Annotated in this window: 12 protein-coding genes; 8 read left to right on the top strand and 4 right to left on the bottom strand. The window is 59.8% G+C overall.

What is annotated here, in order from left to right:
* The 5 genes from ACR0P8_RS04270 to ACR0P8_RS04290 all read left to right on the top strand — a co-directional run.
* On the top strand, nucleotides 1-2,592 hold a 2,592-nt coding region (locus ACR0P8_RS04270), incomplete at its 5' end, for a type I restriction endonuclease subunit R, EcoR124 family (protein ID WP_432623953.1).
* 28 nt (nucleotides 2,593-2,620) lie between these two features.
* Complete coding sequence (locus ACR0P8_RS04275; protein WP_046999804.1) at nucleotides 2,621-3,367, top strand: helix-turn-helix domain-containing protein; 747 nt, start codon at nucleotides 2,621-2,623, stop codon at nucleotides 3,365-3,367.
* A 223-nt stretch (nucleotides 3,368-3,590) separates the two neighbouring features.
* The gene (locus ACR0P8_RS04280; RefSeq protein ID WP_237936253.1) at nucleotides 3,591-4,403 is read left to right on the top strand and encodes a histidine phosphatase family protein; all 813 of its coding nucleotides are present in this window, start codon (nucleotides 3,591-3,593) and stop codon (nucleotides 4,401-4,403) included.
* 170 nt (nucleotides 4,404-4,573) lie between these two features.
* Complete coding sequence (locus ACR0P8_RS04285; RefSeq protein ID WP_432623969.1) at nucleotides 4,574-5,863, top strand: uracil-xanthine permease family protein; 1,290 nt, start codon at nucleotides 4,574-4,576, stop codon at nucleotides 5,861-5,863.
* Nucleotides 5,864-6,116: 253 nt separating this feature from the next.
* A complete protein-coding gene (locus ACR0P8_RS04290; RefSeq protein ID WP_432623970.1) occupies nucleotides 6,117-8,288 on the top strand; it encodes a DEAD/DEAH box helicase in 2,172 nt (723 codons plus the stop codon).
* Nucleotides 8,289-8,411: 123 nt separating this feature from the next.
* On the opposite strand, the gene ACR0P8_RS04295 is transcribed toward ACR0P8_RS04290, so the two are convergent.
* The 3 genes from ACR0P8_RS04295 to ACR0P8_RS04305 form a co-directional block, all read right to left on the bottom strand.
* Entirely contained in the window at nucleotides 8,412-10,250 is a 1,839-nt protein-coding gene (locus ACR0P8_RS04295; protein ID WP_432623954.1) for an AMP-dependent synthetase/ligase, read from the bottom strand.
* Between the two features lie 77 nt (nucleotides 10,251-10,327).
* Nucleotides 10,328-11,116 carry an ABC transporter permease gene (locus ACR0P8_RS04300; RefSeq protein WP_432623955.1) on the bottom strand — a complete coding sequence of 263 codons (789 nt, stop codon included), beginning with the start codon at nucleotides 11,114-11,116 and terminating at the stop codon, nucleotides 10,328-10,330.
* Nucleotides 11,113-11,850 carry an ABC transporter ATP-binding protein gene (locus tag ACR0P8_RS04305; RefSeq protein WP_432623956.1) on the bottom strand — a complete coding sequence of 246 codons (738 nt, stop codon included), beginning with the start codon at nucleotides 11,848-11,850 and terminating at the stop codon, nucleotides 11,113-11,115. The genes ACR0P8_RS04300 and ACR0P8_RS04305 overlap by 4 nt, the downstream gene beginning before the upstream one ends.
* A gap of 169 nt (nucleotides 11,851-12,019) precedes the next feature.
* Here ACR0P8_RS04305 and ACR0P8_RS04310 point away from each other — a divergent pair, with 169 nt between their 5' ends.
* From ACR0P8_RS04310 to gndA, 3 genes are all read left to right on the top strand, one after another.
* Complete coding sequence (locus ACR0P8_RS04310) at nucleotides 12,020-13,417, top strand: alpha/beta hydrolase-fold protein (protein ID WP_432623957.1); 1,398 nt, start codon at nucleotides 12,020-12,022, stop codon at nucleotides 13,415-13,417.
* 57 nt (nucleotides 13,418-13,474) lie between these two features.
* Nucleotides 13,475-16,075: a bifunctional lysylphosphatidylglycerol flippase/synthetase MprF gene (locus ACR0P8_RS04315; RefSeq protein ID WP_432623958.1), complete on the top strand. Its 2,601-nt coding sequence runs from the start codon at nucleotides 13,475-13,477 to the stop codon at nucleotides 16,073-16,075.
* A 209-nt stretch (nucleotides 16,076-16,284) separates the two neighbouring features.
* On the top strand, nucleotides 16,285-17,733 hold the full coding sequence (gndA, locus tag ACR0P8_RS04320) for an NADP-dependent phosphogluconate dehydrogenase (RefSeq protein ID WP_432623959.1): 1,449 nt from the start codon (nucleotides 16,285-16,287) through the stop codon (nucleotides 17,731-17,733).
* 407 nt (nucleotides 17,734-18,140) lie between these two features.
* Here gndA and pgl read toward each other — a convergent pair whose 3' ends face one another.
* Entirely contained in the window at nucleotides 18,141-18,932 is a 792-nt protein-coding gene (pgl, locus tag ACR0P8_RS04325) for a 6-phosphogluconolactonase (RefSeq protein WP_432623960.1), read from the bottom strand.
* Nucleotides 18,933-18,954 lie beyond the last annotated feature (22 nt).

Below are 18,954 nucleotides of genomic sequence, written 5' to 3' on the forward strand. Positions count from 1 at the left end.
GCCGTGTACTTCGCCAATCCTGGCGAAGGCGACTTCAACAGCAACTACTTCTTCCACTGGGCTGACTTCAACAATGAGCCCATAGCGGCGAACAACCATGTCGGGCAGGATGAATGGAAGCGTTTCACATCTGATCTGCTATCCATTCCCATGGCACACCAGCTCATCGGGTTCTATACGGTCGCCGATTCCGCAGACGGATGCCTCAAAGTGCTACGCAGCTACCAATACCAGGCGGTGAACGCCATTTCCGACCGTGTACGCACCTGCAAATGGGATGAGCCGGTGCCAAGCGGCACGCCGGGCCGTCCGGGCGGTTATGTGTGGCACACCACCGGCTCGGGCAAAACCATGACCAGCTTCAAGGCTGCGCAGCTCATCGCTGGCTCGAAAGATGCCGACAAGGTGGTCTTCCTCATGGACCGTGTCGAATTGGGCACGCAGTCGCTGCTGGAATACCGGTCGTTCGCGGATGATGCCGATGATGTGCAGGGCACGGAAAACACGGATGTGCTCAAATCGAAACTGGCAAGCATCGACCCCAAAGACACACTCATCGTCACCTCCATCCAGAAAATGAGCAACATCAAAGCGGGCGAGGGGCATATCACCGAAGAGGAAGTGAAGAAGCTCGCTGGCAAACGCATCGTATTCATTATCGACGAATGCCATCGTTCCACGTTCGGCGAGATGCTGCAGGATATTCGCCATTCCTTCCCGAACGCGTTGTATTTCGGTTTCACGGGCACTCCGATTCATGAGGAGAACCGTAAGAAGGGCGCGACTACGTCAATGGTGTTTGGTGATTGCCTCCACCGGTACAGCATCGCCGATGGCATCCGCGATGGCAACGTGCTCGGATTCGACCCGTACATGGTGCTGACGTACCGAGACAGGGACGTTCGCCAGGTGGTTGCATTGGAGAAGGCGAAGGCGTCGACGATTGAGGAAGCCCAAGCGGATCCGGCGAAAGCCGAAGTGTTCTACCATTACATGGATCCGAATCAAATGCCGATGGGACCTATGGAAACGCAGGCCGGAGAACGCATCAAGGGTATTGAGGATTACCTGACTTCGGCACAGTACGCGCAGGGCACCCCGCATGAGGGCAAGGTTGTGGAGGATATCCTCGACCAATTCCCATTGCTGAGCAGGGGCAACAAATTCCATGCGATGCTGGCCACGAGTTCCATTCCCGAGGCGATCAGCTATTATCGCTTGTTCAAGGAGCGTGCGCCGCAGATGCATGTGACCGCGCTGTTCGACCCCAATGTCGATAACTCCAACGGCGCGATTCTCAAAGGGGACGCGCTTCAGGAAATCATCGGCGACTACAACGAACTGTTCGGCAAGGATTTCATCATCCCCACATGGCCGAAGATGAAGAAGGACATCACGGCGCGGCTTTCCCACAAGCGGCCATATCTGACGGTCGATCAGCATCGCGAGGAACGGCTGGATCTGCTGATCGTGGTCGACCAGATGCTGACGGGCTTCGACTCCAAGTGGGTCAACACGCTGTATCTCGACAAAATCATCGATTACGAGAACATCATTCAGGCGTTCAGCCGTACGAACAGACTGTTCGGCCCTGATAAGCCCTTCGGAACGATACGCTACTACCGCAAGCCGCATACCATGAAAGGGTATATCAAAGCAGCGGTGAAACTGTATTCCGGAGACAAGCCGCTTGATCTGTTTGTGCAGAAACTGCCGGAAAACGTGCGTCTGATGGATGCGCGTTTCGAAGAGATCGCTTCCGTGTTTCGCGCCGAAGGCGTGGAGGATTTCATGAAGCTGCCGGAGTCCGTGGAAGCATGCCGGAAGTTCGCGAAGCTGTTTTCGGAGCTCAATGATTTTCTTGAAGCCGCCAAAGTACAAGGATTTACATGGCAGCAGCGGGAATACTCCGTCACCCATGACGATGGTTCGGTGGAGGTTGTGCGGCCGGAACTTGACGAACGCACATACCTGATTCTCGTTCAGCGATACAAGGAGTTGTTTGCTGGAGATGGCGAAGGCCATAGTGAGGGTCCTGAGGCTCCATACGATCTTGATGGGCATATCACCGAAATCGACACGGGATTGATTGATACGGATTACATGAACGCCAACTTCACCAAATGGCTCAAGGCGCTTGGTGGAGGAGATCCAGTTTTGTTGGCATCAGCTGAGGAGGAATTGCATAAGTCGTTCGCTTCGCTCAGCCAAGAGGAACAACGGTACGCCGAACTGTTCATGCATGATGTGGAACGTGGCGAAATCGAGTTGGAGGAAGGCAAGACGCTGCGTGACTACATTACGTATTATGCTAACAGCGCCAAGAACAGCCAAGTGGAGAAGATCACCAAGGCGTTTGGCGTGGATGGAGCTTTGCTCAACGAGATGATGCGGCTTGATCTTACCGAAGCGACGCTGAATGAATTTGGTCGGTTCGACCAGTTGAAAGCGTCCATCAACAAGCCTTTGGCAAAGGCGTTTTTCAGCAAGCCGGATAGCTCTGTCACCCAATTCACTGCGAATCTTCTCGCCACCAAGTTGCTGAAAAGCTTTATCCTTGAAGGAGGATTCGATCTGGACGATCGTAAATAGCGGACGGTAGTAAAACAGGGGGAGAATCATGTCGGTTGTCGATGAGGCGAAACTGGGGTATCTGGACTTTCTTTCACGTGAGGATCGGGTACGCCACCATCGCTACGTTGAGGAAATGAAGCAGTATGACATGATGCGCTCCGGTGACATCAATGCCATTTCGGAAAGCGCGAAACTGTGGGATTCCGGACTATACGGCCATCTGTCGGACGATCCTCTGAAAAACGCGAAATACCGTTTCGTCACCACCATTACCTTGGCCACGCGTTTCGCCATTGAAGGTGGCATGGACGAGGAAGACGCATACAACGCCTCCGATCTGTACATTCAAGATCTTGACAATTGCAAGACCCCGGAAGACGTGCGCCGACTGCACACCGACATGATGACATTCTTCACATGGGCCATGGCCGACATGCAGAAGGCGGAAACACATTCCAAAGCCGTCAACGAATGCCTGGACTACATCCACTACCATCTGCATGAGAAAATCACCGTGCCCATTCTCGCTGAGCATGTGCATCTGAATCCCACGTATCTGTCGGAGCTGTTCAAACGCGAAACGGGCACGGCCATATCGCAATACATCACCGACAAGCGTATGGAAGCGGCCGAGAACATGCTCAAATACTCGGAATACAGCTTCGACGAGATCGCCCAGATCCTCGCATACCGGTCGCAAAGCCACTTCTCGAAGGTGTTCAAAAAACATTCCGGCATGACGCCGGGGGAGTACCGCACCAAGTACGCGCAGAACGGCATCTGGCCGGAGTGATTGCGATCACGGCGTCTACCACGCCGGTTGCGGTGAACCGCCGGTGACGGCACCGCGAAATTCGGGTGTGCCAATCGTGAAATCGACGTGTCCGCGCGTGCGAAACACGCGCGAATCAGCTACGGTGGAAGCATTCAATGATGATGCGCACCACCGGCCGAATGAACGGTGGAACAAGGAACGTGCGCGCAGGATGTGGATGAAAGCGAAGGAATAAACGAATATGGGAATGCCCCTTGATCTGTATGTGATCCGACATGGCGAGTCGGAGGCGAACGTCATCATCAGCGCCGGTGAACAGGGTGACAACTCGCTGTATACGCAGGACAACGTCACCGTGCCCGACCGTTCGTGGAGGCTTACGGCCACCGGCCGCAAGCAGGCGGACTGCATCGGCCGCTGGCTGGTCTCACAGCAGCCGTTGTTCGACCGCTACCTCGTCTCGCCGTACGTGCGCACGCGTGAGACGGCTGCCACGATGGCCCTGCCTAAGGCGAAATGGGAGGAGACACGCGTGCTGCGCGAACGCTCCTGGGGTGAGATCAATACCATCACGAAAGACGATTTCAAAACCAATTACGCGCGCAACTGGATGTTCAAGAACACTGATCCACTGTACTGGCGTCCGCCGGCGGGCGAGTCCATCGCCGATGTGGCCGAGAACCGCGTGCATAATCTGCTCACATCCCTGAACCGCAAGTCGGATGCGGAATCCGTGGTGATGGTCAGTCACGGCGACCTCATGCTGGCGCTTATGCTCACTTTGGAGGACTTGTCCGACGAGGAATTCATGCATCGCGCGGCCTCCGATGAATGGAAGATCACCAACTGCACATGCTTCCATTATTCGCGTCGCGATCCGGCAACCGGGCGTACTCATAAGCGGTTCCGTTGGGAGCAGACGGCGCGTCCGGTGCTTGACGAGACGGATGGGCGCTGGGTGGTGAAGGTGGACGAATGGCGTGAATTCAAACGTCCCGTTCTGTCGAACGGCGATCTGGTGGACGTGGTGCACGCCGTTGACCGTCACCTGTGACATACCACGGATATACGATTCATCTGTCTTGTCTGCTTGCGATTGGTGCCCCCTACTTGCGCTGAGGCCTCTCGTATCTGCGGTGCCATTACAATGGCGTGTGATTGTACGGCACGACCGTTGTATTTCGTGCCGTGAGAGAGTTAGGAGACAATCACATGTCCAATCCAATCGCGGGCCTGTTCACGTGGAAGCTCCACGGCGACGGCAAAACGCTGAAGCCCGGCGAGGTCGTCGAGCCGGATGAACGTCTGACCTGGCCGCGCACCGCGGAAATCGGCGCGCAGCACGTCATCGCCATGTTCGGTGCCACCTTCCTGGTGCCGATTCTGACCGGTTTCGACCCATCCACCACCCTGTTCTTCACGGCCATGTCGACCGCGCTGTTCCTGCTGATCAACAAGAACATGCTGCCGAGCTACTTGGGCTCGTCCTTCGGCTTCATCGCGCCGATCGCCGCCGTGGCCAGCGCCCACAAGGGTCTTGAGGTCGCGTCCTTCGGCATCATGGTCACCGGCATCCTGCTGGCCCTGATCGGCGTGCTGGTGCACTATGCGGGCGCCAAATGGATCGACATCATCATGCCGCCGGTCGTCAACGGCGCCATCGTGGCCATCATCGGCTTCAATCTGGCTCCGAGCGTCTGGAACAACTTCAAGGTGGCGCCCGACACTGCCATCATCACCCTCGTCGCGGTGCTGCTTGTCGCGGTGCTGTTCAAGGGCCTGCTCGGCCGCCTCAACATCCTCATCGGCGTGATCATCGGTTACGCGTACGCATGCTTCCGCGGACAGGTCGACTTCTCCGCCATCGGCAAGGCCGCGTGGATCGGTCTGCCGGAATTCCGCCTGCCGCAGGTGGACTTCACCATCCTGCCGATGTTCATTCCGGTGGTGCTCGTGCTCGTCGCCGAGAATGTCGGCCATGTCAAGTCCGTCTCCCAAATGACCGGCCGCGACTATGACGACCAGATCGGCACCGCGCTGTTCGCCGACGGTCTCGGCACCACCATCGCCGGCTTCGGCGGAGGCTCCGGCACCACCACCTATGGCGAGAACATCGGTGTGATGGCCGCCACCAAGGTGTATTCCACCGCTGCGTATTGGTGCGCCGCCGCGTTTGCACTGATCCTGTCGCTGTGCCCGAAGTTCGGCGCCATCATCAACACCATTCCTGCCGGCGTGCTCGGTGGCGTGACCACCTTGCTGTACGGCATGATCGGCATGGTCGGCATCCGCATCTGGGTCGAGAACAAGGTCAACTTCGACAAGCCGGTCAACGTCATGGTGGCCGCCATCACCATGATCATCGCCATCGGCCAGTTCGAGTTCGCCATCAACGGCATCTCGTTCAACGGCATCGCTATCGGCACCGTCGTCATCCTCATCGCCTATCACGGCCTCAAGGCCATCGGCAAGGCGACCGGCACCATCGCCAAGGACGATCCGGACATACTGTGACGCAAGACGCGTCCAGACAGTTCAAATGGACCACGAAGCGCCCGCCGACAAGTAGCCGACGGGCGCTTCGCCGTATCTGCTGCGTTCACATATCGCGTGAATGATGTCATATGGCGATTCCGGCCTGCAAACCGTTCCACCTTCCCAGACCGGTCCCATACCGGGAAAGTATCGGGCGTGGGCTATTGTTAATAGGTTTGCGCAACGTGCGCAATGTTTGACATGAAAGGCCATTGTGCCCGATACCGCTGTTATTGAAAATGAAGATGCCCTCGCCTCCGATTTCGATGAGACCGGCGAGGAGGAACGTCCACTGACCTTCGCTGAACTTGGAGTTCCCGGCCCGCTGGTCCGCGTGCTCGCGGCCGACGGCAAGAAAACCGCTTTCCCGATCCAGGCCGACACGCTTCCTGATTCCCTGGCCGGACGCGATGTCCTTGGCCGTGGCCGTACCGGCTCCGGCAAGACCCTGGCGTTCTCGATTCCGCTGGTCGCCCGTCTGGGAGAGGTGGATGCCGACGATTACGAGAACATGAGCCAGTTCCGCCATGAGGTGGAGCAGGTGCGCAAGGGCCATGCCGAGGAGCGTCGTGCCGATGATTTCCTGCCGCACCCCCGCGGCCTGGTGCTGGCACCGACACGTGAGCTGGCCAACCAGATCAACGACGTGCTGATGCCGCTCGCCCAGATCTACGGCATGACCACCACCACGGTGTACGGTGGCGTGCGTTATGCCCGTCAGATCCGCGATCTGCGGGCCGGCGCCGACATCGTGGTCGCTTGCCCCGGACGTCTTGAGGACCTGCTTGAGCAGCATGCGTTGACGTTGGAGAAGGTCGAGGTCGCCGTCATCGACGAGGCCGACGAGATGGCCGACATGGGCTTCCTGCCACCGGTCAAGCGACTGCTGGGACAGGTGTCGTTCGACGCGCAGATCATGTTGTTCTCTGCTACGCTCGATCACGGTGTGGACGAGGTTGTGAACACGTTCCTTACCGATCCGAAAGTGCACAGCGTCGACTCCGCCACGGCCGCGGTCGACGAGATGACCCACCACGTGTTCGAAACCACGCAGGGCGACCGTCACGAGCTGGTGCGCACCCTCGCTTCCGGCAAAGGTCGCCGCATCCTGTTCACCCGTACCAAGTTCCAGACGCAGAAGCTTGCCAAGGATCTGACGAAGAACGGCATTCCCGCCGCCGAACTGCACGGCAACCTGAGTCAGAACCAGCGCGACCGCAACCTCGCGGCCTTCGAATCCGGAGACGTGAACGTCATGGTGGCCACTGACGTGGCGGCCCGCGGCATCGATGTGTCCGGTGTGGAGCTTGTGGTGCAGGTGGAGCCTCCGGAAGACCCGAAGTCCTTCCTGCATCGTTCCGGACGAACCGCCCGTGCCGGCCATTCCGGTGATGTGGTGACCATCGTGCTGCCCAACCAGCGCCGACGCACCCGTCGTATGCTGCACGAGGCTGGTTTGAAGATCAAACCGATCGAAGTGACCCACGACTCCCCGGAAGTGTTGGAATTGGTGGGCGAACCGGCCGAACCGCGATTCGGATGGACTCTTGAGCAGTCCCAGCCGGCCGGAAATCCCCGTCGCAGAAAGAACGGCAAGGGCGGCAACGGTTCCACGGAAAGTGGCGAACGTTCCGGACGTGTCAACCGTTCCGGCGGACGCAACAAGGATCGAGGCAAGGACAAGGGCGGCAAGCCATTCAAGTCCGAACGCAGGAACCACGACGGCCGAGGAAAGCAGGAGGAACGCGCTGGCCGCGATGAGCGCGAACAGCGTTTCGAACCGAAGCAGAACCGTGCCGAGCGTCGCGCGGCCAAATTCGAAGGCCGCGACAACCGTGAATACGAGGCGCGCGAACATCGCTGGGAACATCCCGAGATTCAGGAGGAGCGTCGCGAGCAGCGTGAGGCGAAGCGCAACGATAAGCGCCGTGAGAAGTATGCGCGTCTGCATGAGCAGCAGCGCGCCGAAGCGGCCGCACAACGCAAATCTGACGATCGTCGGCATCGTTCCGACGATCGTTCCGGCCAGCGTGGCAAGAATAGCGGAAAGCAGTTCTCCAAAAAACAGGGAGTACCCACCAAAAAGCAGCGCAAGGCTGAAGCTCGCAACGAACGTCGTCACGATGACGAACACCGTTCCAATCGCAACGTGCGTCCGGATCGTGACGAACGGTCGCAGGGAGGCAAGCGCATCCATCGCAAGCCGATCCGCGTGATTCAGGACGAGCGCGGCGAGGACGCGAAACGCCATGATCGTCGTATGGAAGCCAAATACGGCAACCATGACGAGTCCGGCCGCCGCGGTGGCCATGGCGAGCGTCACGACAAGCATGCCGGCGAACGTCAAGGCAGGTCGTATCGCCGCCACGCGAACATCCGCAAGGCGCCATTCCGCACACGCTGAGCTCTGGGCGCCATACGACGAAGGGGGTGGTTCATCGCATCAAAGATTCGATACGATGAGCCACCCCTTCGTCTGTTAGTTGTGAATCTGTTCGCCGCGAAACCGTGACTACCGAAACTGGGACTACTTCTTCTTCGGCGTATAGATCACGGTGTCGATCAATGTGCGGTAGTGGGCCACAATTTGTGCCCTGCGCGTCTTAAGACTCGCGGTGAGCATGCCATTCTCCTGGGTGAAGCGGTCCGGCAGGATCTCGAACTTGCGGATCGATTCAGCGCGGGAGACGCTTTCGTTCGCCTGATTGACCGCACGTTCCACTTCGGCATGGACGATTGGATTCGCGGCCAGATCAGACAGTGATTCGGCAGGCTCGGCTCCGCGCGCCTTCAGCCAGGTGTTCGCATCGGCGAGGTCAAGCGTCACCAATGCCGCCACGAACGGTTTGCGATCACCGATCACCAGGCATTGGTCGACGACGGGGGATGTCATGACGGATGCTTCGAGCTGTCCGGGGGAGACGTTCTTGCCACCGGCGGTGATGATCAGATCTTTCTTTCGGCCGGTGATATGTACGAATCCGTCCTCGTCGATATCGCCCAGATCTCCGGTGTGCAGCCACCCGTCGGTGATCTGCTGGGCGGTGATATCGGGATTGTTGTGGTATCCCATGCATACGCTGCCGCCCTTGACGCACAGTTCCCCATCATCGGCGATTCCGGCGGTCACGCCGCACAAAGGCTGTCCTATGGTGCCGATGCGGTTGTTCTCCGGCAGGCTCACGCAGACCGGACCGCAGGTTTCGGTCATGCCGTAGCCCTCAAGCAGTGGCATGCCGATGCCATTGAAGAAATGCGAAAGCTCAGGGTCCATCGGAGCGCCACCGGTGATGGCGAAGTCGGCATTGGGGCCGAAGATGGTGCGGATCTTCCGATAGACGATGCGCTCGTAAAACGCGTGGGCCACGCGGGTCGACACCGACGGTTTGCGTCCCTCCTGCTGGGCCCGGGACCAGTCCTTCGCCGTCTTCGTGGCGCGGACGAACAGTTTGCCCGCCAAACCGCCGCCTGCGCGCTGCGAAGCGGCGTTGTACACCTTTTCGAACACGCGGGGGACCGCCAGCAGCAGAGTCGGGCCGAAGGATTCGAAATCCTTCACGATGGTCTTCATATTGCCGCTGAGACCCAGCTGGAGCGTGCCGGCGAAGCTCAGCAGCGCCATGAAGCGCGCGAACACATGTGACAACGGCAGGAACAGCAACAGACGGCGATTGGGGATATTGCAGGCCCGTGGCATATACTGTTTCGCCGATTCGCACAGATACGCCATGTTGCCATGCGAGATTTCGATGCCCTTCGGGGCTCCCGTGGAGCCGGAGGTGTAGACGATGGTCGCAAGGTCGTCGCCGTGGGTGGCGTTCTTACGGTTCCAGAACTCCTCGTCGGAGACACCTTTGCCGAATTCGATGATGGTGTCCAGTGCGTCGGCGTCGAACATGAGCACATCACGGAGCGTAGGCGCCTCATGACGGATCGATTCGACCTTGTCGCGTTGCGCGTCGTCTTCGGCGACGGCGAGCACCACATTGGAATCGTTGAAGATGGTGCGGATCTGCGTGGCGGAATTCGTCTCATACACGGGAACGGTGAGGGCTCCGACGGCCATGACCGCCATGTCCAAAGCCGTCCACTGCCAGCTGGTGTGCGCGATGATGGCCACGCCCTCACCCTTGCGCACACCCCAGCCAATCAATCCCTTGGCGATGTCGATGACTTTCTGGCGAAACTCCTCCGCGCTGAAGGAATGCCATGCGCCGTCGTCCCCTTTGTATTCGACCATCGAACCGTTCGGATTCGCGGTGGCACGCCTGTCGAGGAAGTCGAACAGGTTGATGTCCTGATCAATCGGCTGCTTCAACGGCGTCGTGTATTGCTTGGAGATGATGGTTTCTGCTTGTTCTGCCATACCCGACACTGTACGCGCGCCACTCGTCACCTCATCGCAAAACGGTGGACGATTCGAAGGATAATGTGCATCTGACGCTACCGTTCCACCGGATTGTACTGGTCGATCGCGGTGAAACAGCGTTTGTAGACGATCAGCATGATGATGCTGTCGGCCATCAATGTGAGCGCCGCGATGCTTGCGAGGACCATAAACTGGTATTTCGCCGCATCGATGGGATTCCCTCCGGCGATGATCTGACCGGCCATCATGCCTGGAACCGTCACGATTCCGGCTGAGGCGAGCGACGCGGTGGTGGGCATGAGACCCAGGCGGATGGAAGAGACGATGCTTGGACGAGAGGCCTCCCATGTGGTGGCTCCCAGGGCGAGCAGTGTGTCCACTTCGTCGCGCCGCTCCTTCATGCTTTCGAAGAACCGGCTCAATCCCACGGCAAGCGCCGAGACGGTGTTGCCCAGCAGCATGCCGGTCAGCGGCACCACCAGTTGCGGTGCGTACCATGGCTGCGGACGGATGATGAGCTCGGTGACCAACGAGATCATGATGAGCATAGTCACGACCAAGCTCAGGAACACCGGGCCGGCAAGGCCTTTCGGCACGCCCTTCGCACGAGAGAGGGTGATCTGCACGGCCGCGATGAGCATGAACGCCACGAGCAACAGCACCAGCCAGGGATTGCCCGAACGTATGACGTACTCCATGATGAAGCCCATCGCGCACAACTGCAGCAGCGCACGGCAGGCCGACCAGAGCAGCGTACGTCCGATGCCCATGCGCATGATCTCGGATATGCCGGCCGCGATGGCCACCATGACGAGTGCCACGATGAGGCCCCAGATGTCAATCGCATAGTAATTGCCGTTCATGCCACGTTCCCTTCCGAATCGTCGTTTCCGGTGTCGGTCATGACCTGTGCGAGCGTCCCGTCGGAAAGACACATGATACGTGACGCACGACCGTCCGGCTGCCGATGCCGGATACGGACGATCGCCATGCCGTCCGCGGCCGCGCCGGCAAGGATCGACGCCACCTTCTCGGCGTTCTCGTCATCCAACCCGGCATCCACCTCGTCGGCGAGCAGGACCTTGGGATTCGTCAGCAGCGTCCGCGCAAGACTCACGCGTGCCGCTTGGCCGCCCGACAGGTCATGTGGTGGACGATCCAGATCGATGTCTTCGCATCCCATATCGTCCAGCGTCTTTCGGATTTTGGCGTCCGGTAGAACGTCGGTGGGAGGCGTCTTGCGCGAACCCGGTTTCGACGACTGCCGTACGGCAAGCGTGAACGGAAGCCGAATCGCCTGCGCCACCGTCTCACCGAGAAGCACCGGTTTCCGCGGCAGATACGCGACCTGCGCGCGCCACTGTTGCGGGGTGAAATCATCAACAGGGCGGCCCAAAAGACGGTACTCGCCGTCCGCGCGCGGATTGAGCCGTGCGAAGGCGGTAAGCAACGAGCTTTTGCCTGCGCCGGACGGTCCTACCAGGTCCACGATCTCGCCGGCATCGATGGCGAACGACAGTCCGGAGAAAATGGTGCGGCGCTCGCCGTCGACCATGATCGAACAATGCACGTTCGACGCTTCGAATATGTGTGTCATAGTCAAAACCATACGCCGAGAGTGAACGTTCCACGGCGGTTTCAGGGTTTTCCCTGAACCCTTGCGCGAAATCAGTCCCAAGAACGACCCGCATCCGAGGCTTCGCGTACTACAACTGTCGGGTTGTAGGAAAAGTTGCAGGAAAACCAATGCGTTGGGGATGGAAGCTATGCGTCAGTGGCTGATGAATGTGAGCCTGGTCGAGGGATGGCTGCCGACGGTGGTGTTTGCCATCGCCGTGACGTTGGCCGTGACGTTGCTGGTCGGCGCGATCGGCGGACGAAACGGACGGGATGGGCGGAGCGGACGCATCCGGCTGATCGTGTTGCCGTTGGTTGCGGCTGCGATTTCCGGAGCGGCCGGTTATACGCTCACATGGCTGCTGTCCGACGTGTTCGTGGTTTTCGGCGTCGGATTGGGACCTCGTGTCATGGCATGGGCGGGCGTGGGATTTGCCGCGGTCGGATTCGCGGCCACGCACATCGCCCTGCGCAAAGGGATGATGCGTGCGGCCGCGGCGCTGCTTGTCGTATCCGCCATATCGGCGGTGGCGATCGGCATCGACCAATCGTACGGTGAATACGCCACCATCGGCTCGCTGTTCGGTGACGATTCCTATAGTCAGGCCAATCTGACCGGACTGGTCAAACGCAAGAATCTCATTCCCGTATCCCAGTGGCGTAGACAGGTGGCCGGCGATGCCATCCGGAACATCCCGTTGAACGGAACGGTGAGCAAAATCGACATTCCAGCCGCGGAATCGCATTTCAAGGCGCGTAAGGCGCTCGTCTATCTGCCGCCGGCGGCGCTCGCGAAAGGGAAACTCAAGCCGGCTCTGCCGGTCATCCTAATGATGAGTGGTCAGCCGGGCAGTCCGGGCCGTGCCTTTCAGGCCGGCGGCATCCAAACCATGATGGACGGATACGCGAAGGACCATGAGGGGCTCGCCCCCATCGTCATCGCGGCGGACCAGCTCGGAGACGACTCGCACAACACGCTGTGCGTGGATTCGAAGGTGTACGGCAATGCGTTCACCTATCTGACCCGGGATGTGGTCGATTGGGTGAAGAACAACCTTCCGGCCGCGCAGGACGCCAAGGACTGGGCCATCGCGGGATTCTCGCAAGGCGCCACGTGCTCCCTGCAGATCGGCGTGAACCATCCGGAGCTGTTCGGCACCATGATTCCCACCGACAGTGAGATCGGCCCGACCAACGGCACTAGACAGGAGATGATCGACCGTTTCTTCGAGGGCAATGCCGAAGCCTACGAAAGCCAGGTGCCGGTCAATGCCATCCGTGACCACTCGCCCGCCCAGCAGACACTCATCATGGGCGCGGGAGAGGAGGATGCCACCTCCGTGCGCAACATCAGAACGATTGCTCCGGTCGCGGCCAAAGCCGGCATGCATGTCACCGCCGTCGAATCGATCGGCAATGCGCACGACTGGTATGCCGTACAGGACGTGCTGCGTTATGGGCTCGCCGTGTTCGGCTACGACACCGGGCTTTCCGGCGTGAGACCGAGCCTGTCCGATTATCCGAACCTCAAACGTGTCTCGGTCTGACCGACAGCCGTATAGGACAAGCCGCGGAAATCGCCAAACGTAAACATAAGGAACATCATGACGCAAACGCAAAGCAAACCGGTCACATCATCCACGAAAACCTCCGTAAAACAATCCGTGAAACCGTTGTTCGGCTTCCAAGCGTTGCTGGCTGACCTGGCCACGTGGCTCAGACGGCACATGCTCACCGTCTGCTTCGTTCTCGCCGTCGCGTTCGTCAATGTGGCCACGCGGATCGTATGCGCGCTCATCCGACAGCCGTTCCCACCGCGCCTCGCCAGAGTCAGTTTCGAGGCCCTCGCGCACGGACACTGGTACACCGCGCCGATATCCATGCTGTATGTGCCGGATCTGGGTCGCCTGCTCATCGACATTCCGCTTATTCTGATTGCGTTCGGTTTGGCGGAATCGGTAATCGGCAAAGCCAAAACCGTCTGGGTCTCCGTCATCACCACCTTGGGCGGTATGGCGTTGGGCATGGGATTGTGCTCCCTGTCCGACGGACACAGTCCGCAATGGCATGCGATCTCACATGACGGCGCCATCCTCGGCCCGCTGATTCTTGTCGCGGGAACGCTCATGTGCGCCAGCGCGTTCACGGCCCTGCTGTGGCGCCGACGCATCCGTGTGATCGGCTACGCGGTCGTGCTCATCATGTTTCTCTACCGTGGCGAGGCAAGCGACTATTGCCTGCTCGCCGCCGCCTTGATAGGCCATGTGCTCGGCTACCTGATGTCCTCGGCCACGCATGGCGACGAATACCGGCACGGTGCGGTCTATGAGATGCGCCGGCTGGTCGGCGTGGCCGCGGGAGTGCAGGCCATCGGATCGCTCGTGGCCGTCTCATCGCGTCAAGCGTTCGGTCTGCTGTCCACATTCGGCTTGTTGACCGGTTCCACCGACTTCGATACCGGACGTGTGATCGACTGTCTTAACGGAGCGTCGCGTACGGACTGCTTCACGCAGTACCGCATGATGCGTCTCACCATGCCCGGCAACTGGCTGGTGTCCATCATGCCGACGCTGATGCTGCTGCTCATCGCCTGGGGTCTGTATCGCGGACGTCGCTTCGCCGCCATATTGAGCATTGTGTTCGACGTGTGCGCCGTCGCGCTTTCGGCGGTGTTCTATGTGGCGATTCCGCTCTCCTACGTGGACGGCTCCGTCGCCGGCGCATATATGGACGCGATATCGGCGCTGCGGCGGCACGGGGCGTTCCATGCGATGTTCGCCACAGTGGCCTTGCCTCTGCTGTTCATCGTCGTCATCGTCCTGTTCCGCAGATGCTTCACCATCCGTACGAAAGCTGAGATCGTGATGCGTGGCGTCGCCGTCACGTTCGCCACGTTCGTGGTATTGGGACTGCTGTATGTCGGTTACGGCCTGTCCACGCCGTCCGGTTTCAACGAGACCCCGCTGCTTATCGACCTGATTGCCGACTTTGTGCAACGCCTGTTGCCGATTGGTCTGTTGAGCGGCGTCGAACCGGCATTTGTGCCGGTCGGACCGCTGTCGGAATTCGTCTACCAGTGTGTGGGACCGGTGTTCTGGATAGTCGCGCTCTATTGCGCTTGGAATTGTCTGCGAGACCGTTCCATGGTGGACGACATCTACCGCCACCATGTGGACAGGATCATTGAACTCGGTGGCGAATCCATGTCGTTCATGGCCACATGGAAGGGCAACGATTACTGGTTTTCGGACACGGGACGTTCCGGCATTGCCTACCGGGTGTCGTATGGCGTGGCGTTGACCGTCACCGGACCATTCGGCGATTCGGCCGAATACGAGGACGATCTGCGCGCCTTTACCGATTTTTGTGCTCGGCGTTCCCTGACCCCGGTGTTCTACAGCGTGCATGCCTCCCAGCGTGACGTTCTGGTCGCCTCTGGTTGGAATGCGCTCGATGTCGGTACCGAAATGGTGGTCGATCCGGCCGCATGGCAGACGCGCGGCAGGAAATGGCAGGATGTGCGCACTGCCATCAACAAAGCCAAGCGTGACGGCATTACCGATGTGCTTTCCACCTTCAAGGAATCACCATTCTCCGTGCAGACGCAGATTCGTGAGATTTCCGCGCAATGGGCCGGTGAGAAGGCATTGCCGGAAATGGGCTTCACCCTGGGTGGCGTGGACGAGCTGGTCGACCCACGTGTCAAACTGCTGTACGCGGTGGATGACAGCGGCAAGGTCCTCGGCGTCACCAGCTGGCTGCCGACCTACGAAAACGGTGAAGTGGTCGGCTGGACCCTCGATTTCATGCGTCATCGCACCGACAGCGTCAACGGCATCATGGAATTCCTCATCGCACGAATGGCCGAACGTTTACGGGACGAAGGCAAGGTGCGATTCATGAGTCTGTCCGCGGCGCCGCTTGCCGGCATGGGCGGTGGAGAAGGCGAACAGGGGGAGAGCGCCGTGCTCGACCATGTGCTGCAGATGGTGGCCGACATCATGGAACCGGCCTACGGATTCCATTCCCTGTTCCGTTTCAAGCTCAAGTTCCACCCCGACGAATCCAAGGTGTACATCTGCTATCCGGACGCAGCCAAACTACCGCAGATATCGCTCGCCGTGGCGCAGGCCTACGTGCCGTCGCTCACGCCGATCGAAGCCATGCGGTTCGTCCGAACCATTGTGCCGGCCAAAAACGACTGATTCACGGATTCAGCAGAACTGGAATGTTCGCATCGCAATACGACTGGCCTTTTGTCCGATTCGCCCGAAGGCGGCGCCTGTGATGATGTCCTCACGTCGATGACCTTCGGTCGGACCCGGACTTGAGATGTGCGTCCGTTTTGGACGCGCTCGGCGCTACACTAAGGAAGGTTTGTAAAGTACTACGTTTCTCCACGAAAGGGACCAGCATGTCAGCTGAAGCAAACGTCGGCGTCGTCGGCTTGGCCGCAATGGGCGGTAGCCTCGCACGTAATCTCGCACACCACGGCAACAAGGTCGCTGTGTTCAACCGCACCTACGCCCGTACCGAAAAGCTCATGAACGAGCACGGCACCGAAGGCGAATTCTACCCGGCCAAGACGCTTGAGGAGTTCGTCGACAGCCTCACCAAGCCGCGCACCGCCATCATCATGGTCAAGGCCGGCGCGCCCACCGACGCCATGATCAACGCGCTCGCCGACCTTATGGAGCCGGGCGACATCATCGTCGACGCCGGCAACTCCTACTTCCCGGACACCATCCGCCGTGAGAAGGAAATCAGCGCGCGTGGCCTGCACTTCGTGGGCTGCGGTGTCTCCGGCGGCGAGGAGGGCGCCCTGCTTGGGCCGTCCATGATGCCCGGTGGCTCCGAAGAATCCTGGAAGACCCTGAAGCCGATCTTCGAATCCATCGCGGCCAAGGCCGAAGGCGAACCGTGCGTGACCCACATCGGTCTCAACGGCGCCGGACACTTCGTCAAGATGGTGCACAACGGCATCGAATACTCCGACATGCAGCTCATCGCCGAAAGCTACGACCTCATGCGCCGTGGCCTGGGCATGACCCCGGCCGAGATCGGCGACGTGTTCGAGGAGTGGAACAAGACCGAACTCGACTCCTACCTCATCGAGATCACCGCCGAAGTGCTGCACCAGGTCGACAAAAAGACCGGCAAGCCGCTGGTCGACCTCATCGTGGACCACGCCGGCATGAAGGGCACCGGCACCTGGACAGTGCAGACCGCACTGTCCTTGGCCGTGCCGGTCACCGGCATCGCCGAGGCCGTGTTCGCCCGCGGCCTGTCCTCCGAGGCGGACCTGCGCGAGGAAGCCCAGAAGCAGGGCTTCGCCGGTCCGAGCGGCGAGTTGAACCTGAACGACGAGGAGAAGAAGGCCTTCATCGAAGACATCCGCCAGGCCCTCTACGCCTCCAAGATCGTCGCCTACGCCCAGGGCTTCAACGAGATCACCACCGCCGCTAAGGAATACGGCTGGGATATCGACCTGGCCGCCGTGGCACGCATCTGGCGTGGCGGCTGCATCATCCGCGCGAAGTTCCTCAACCGCATCTCCGAAGCGTTCGAATCCGGCGAGGCCAACGTGTCGCTGCTGTTCGCCCCGTACTTCAAGAACGCCATCGAAACCGCCGAGAAATCCTGGCGCAACGTGGTGGCCCAGGCCGCCATCAACGGCCTGCCGACCCCGGCGTTCGCCTCGTCCCTGTCGTACTTCGACGGCCTGCGCTCCAAGCGCCTGCCCGCCGCCCTGATCCAGGGCCAGCGCGACTACTTCGGCGCCCACACCTACCAGCGCGTGGACCAGCCGGGCGCGTTCCACACCCTGTGGGCCGAGCCGGGCCGCGAAGAGATCGAAGCCTGATCTTTCCGCAGTACAAAGCTAGGAAGCTTCAGCCAAAAGGCCTCGTGATGCCTTACGGCCATACTCGATTGTTGAACCGAAGCAATTCCGGTTCGATGATTGGGACGGCCAGTACTCGCATCGCGAGGCCTTTTGGCATATCTAAGCGTTCGTTCACATTCCGTAGGCGGTTGTTGGCTTCCGTAGGTGGTTGGGCCTGGATACGCACCACGGAAAAGGCAGAAAACCGGCCTTTTCTCATCTCCGATACTTGAGGCAACCACCTACGGAAACACAAAACCACCTACGGAAACAACGTTCGGTGGAAATCATGCGTCGAAACAGTTAAAAACAATCAAAGATGGGGGGTATATCCGCGGCCATGAACCGTGGAAATACCCCCCATCTTTGATTGTTTCTGATGAGCGTCACAGCTTGGAGGCTGCACCCTCATCGATGAGCCAGAGCAGTTCCTCACCATCGGCGTAGGAGCTCGGGGCATGCGGATTGTTTTGCTGGGCGAACGCGGCCTTGACCGCATTGGCCTTGCGCTCTTCGGAGGTGAACACCCACGTGTGCTTCGAACGGGCGATCATCGGCACGGTCAGCGTCAGGCGCAGCGGCGGCGGCTTCGGCGAATCTCGCACACCTGCGACCAGCACGTGCGGGTCGCTGATTTCGGCCTCGCCATGGTCGGGGAACAGGGAGGCGAAATGCGCGTCCGGGCCCATGCCGAACATTGCGATGTCCAATGCCGGTTCGTCACCCAGCTGCTCGATGAGCTCACGCTGATATTCCGCGGCGGCATCGGCCAGCACCGCATCGGTCTGTTCGGGGGAGGCGCCGATAATCTCATCGGCGCCGCGCGTGTCCGCCGGCATCGCGTGGATGTTCCCGGCCGGCATACGTCCGCTCTCCACAAGCGCGCCGTACCAGGCTTTGCAGGCTTGCTTCGCATTGCGGTCGTCGTCATCGGCCGTCACGAAACGCTCATCGCCCCACCAGACGTGCACGCGGCTCCAGTCCACGGCATCGTTCAACGGGCTCGCATTCATCGCGGCGAACACGCGGTTGCCGTCGGTGCCTCCGGTCACGGCGATGTCCACACGCGTGCGGTTCGGCTCGGCCAACAGGTCGATGATGGTCAGCAGCGTGCGGGCGGCCACAGCCTCGGCCAACACCTGCGGGTTCGGATAGACAATGGTCTTGCGTTCTGTCACGTTCATTCCTTTGATAAGCGTT

The organism is Bifidobacterium sp. (assembly GCF_050874245.1).
Lineage (GTDB): Bacteria > Actinomycetota > Actinomycetes > Actinomycetales > Bifidobacteriaceae > Bifidobacterium.

Coding starts and splice junctions, on each gene's coding strand:
- ACR0P8_RS04300 (WP_432623955.1), bottom strand. CDS start 11,116: ATGAACGGCAATTACTATGCGATTGACATCTGGGGCCTCATCGTGGCA.
- ACR0P8_RS04310 (WP_432623957.1), top strand. CDS start 12,020: ATGCGTCAGTGGCTGATGAATGTGAGCCTGGTCGAGGGATGGCTGCCG.
- ACR0P8_RS04275 (WP_046999804.1), top strand. CDS start 2,621: ATGTCGGTTGTCGATGAGGCGAAACTGGGGTATCTGGACTTTCTTTCA.
- ACR0P8_RS04305 (WP_432623956.1), bottom strand. CDS start 11,850: ATGACACACATATTCGAAGCGTCGAACGTGCATTGTTCGATCATGGTC.
- ACR0P8_RS04280 (WP_237936253.1), top strand. CDS start 3,591: ATGGGAATGCCCCTTGATCTGTATGTGATCCGACATGGCGAGTCGGAG.
- gndA (WP_432623959.1), top strand. CDS start 16,285: ATGTCAGCTGAAGCAAACGTCGGCGTCGTCGGCTTGGCCGCAATGGGC.
- ACR0P8_RS04295 (WP_432623954.1), bottom strand. CDS start 10,250: ATGGCAGAACAAGCAGAAACCATCATCTCCAAGCAATACACGACGCCG.
- ACR0P8_RS04315 (WP_432623958.1), top strand. CDS start 13,475: ATGACGCAAACGCAAAGCAAACCGGTCACATCATCCACGAAAACCTCC.